At 75.8% G+C, this 1,783-nt stretch carries 1 protein-coding gene; it reads right to left on the reverse strand.

Features of this window, described 5'->3' with window-relative positions; translation table 11 throughout:
- Positions 1–124 precede the first annotated feature (124 nt).
- Positions 125–1,780 (reverse strand): amidohydrolase, encoded by a 1,656-nt coding sequence (locus FNH09_RS46280; RefSeq protein WP_152895860.1) that lies wholly within the window; start codon positions 1,778–1,780, stop codon positions 125–127.
- Between the last annotated feature and the right edge of the window lie 3 nt (positions 1,781–1,783).

Here is a 1,783-nt window from a genome sequence, read left to right on the forward strand (position 1 = left end):
CATCGGAACCCGGCGGCCGGGCCGTGGGCGGGATCTTCCGGCCGCCGGGCGCACGGGGGCGCTACCCGGCCGCCCGGCGCGCGGTGGCGCCGCCGGGCGGCCGGGTGCCCTGGCGGTGGAGGGGTCAGCGGCCGGCCGCGGCCCAGGCGCGGCTGCCGCCGACCCAGGTCTCGCGCACCCGGATGCCGGTCAGCTCGTCGGCCGGCACGGTCAGCGGGTCGGCGTCGAGCACCGTGAAGTCGGCGAGCATGCCCGGCGCGAGGGCGCCGACCGCGTGCTCGCGGTGCAGGGCCCTCGCCGCGGCGGCGGTGTGCGCGTGCAGGCCGTCGGCGACCGGCAGGCGCAGCGCCTCGTCGCCGAGGACGGTGCCGAGGACGGTACGGCGGGTCGCGGCGGCGGCGACCGCCTCCAGCGGGGCGGGCGGGGCGACCGGCGCGTCGGAGGAGAAGACGACCGGGACGCCGGCCGTGGCGCAGCGGCCGGCCGGGTTGTAGCGGTGGCCCATGTCGCCGATGGCGGTCAGGGTGCCGTCGCCGGTGCGCAGGTGGTGCTGCGGCTGCATGACGGGGACGACGCCGAGCTCGGCCATGCGGTCGATCTGCTCGTCGGTGGGCAGACCGGAGTGCTCGATGCGGTGGCGCATGCCGGCGCGCGGGCGGTCGGCCTGGGCCTTCTCGATCGCGTCGAGGACCATGCCGATGGCGTACGGGGACTGGGCGTGCGTGGCGGTCTGCAGACCGGCCGCGTGGGCGCGGCGCACGATCTGCGCGTACTCCTCGACCGAGTGGTAGAGCTGACCGTGGTGGCAGCAGTCCGCGGCGTAGCCCTCGGGGAAGTAGGCGGTCCAGCCGCCGAGGGTGCCGTCGGCGTAGAACTTCACGCCCTGGATGCGGAAGAGGTCGTCGCCGAAGCCGCGTACCGCGCCCAGTTCGAGGGCGGTGTCGAGGAGCGCGGAGGTCAGATAGGCGGAGACGCGCATGCCCAGGCTGCCGTCGGCGTGGGCGCGCAGGTACGTCTCCATCTCGCGGCGCGAGACCTGCGCGTCGCCGATCGTGGTGACGCCTGCGGCGAGGAACACCTCCTGGGCGCGCAGCAGATGGTCGGCCATGATGTCCTCGGGCTCGGACAGGTGGAAGTTCGGGCCGTGATTGCCGATCTTCACTCCGGCCGGGCCGGTGAGCAGGTCGCAGGCGGCGTCCCAGAGCTGGCCGTCGGGCTCCCCGTTCTCGAAGTGCCCGATGCTGCCTCCCTCGGGCGACGGGGTGCCCGCGGTGACGCGGCAGGCGCGCAGGGTGTGGGAGTTGACGACGCCGCCGTGGCCGGAGGCGTTCATGACGTAGACCTCGCGGTCGTCGGCGACACGGTCGAGGTCGTGGCAGTTCGGGTGGCGGCCCTCGGCCAGGCGCCGGTGCTCGTAGCCGAAGCCGCGGACCGGGACGCCGGCGGGCAGGTCGCGGGCGGCCTCGCGCAGCACCTCGACCATGGTGTCGATGTCGCCGACGCGTTCGGGCCGCAGGTCGACCCAGGCGAGGGCCTGGCCGTACATCACCGGGTGGCAGTGCGCGTCGACGAATCCGGGGTGGACCAGGCCGCCGTCCAGCGCCAGTTCCTCGTCCGCCCGGCCGCCGAGCGCCGCGCGGGCGTCCTCCGCCGTGCCGACGTGCACGATGCGGTCGCCACGCACCGCCAGTGCCTCGGCTCGGACCGGGGTGCCCGCGGCGGCGACGTCGGCGCCGGTGACGAGCAACGTGCGGTCGGGGTTCTGGGGGTGTCGGGGCATGGG

The organism is Streptomyces adustus, assembly GCF_009377175.1.
Lineage (GTDB): Bacteria > Actinomycetota > Actinomycetes > Streptomycetales > Streptomycetaceae > Streptomyces > Streptomyces adustus.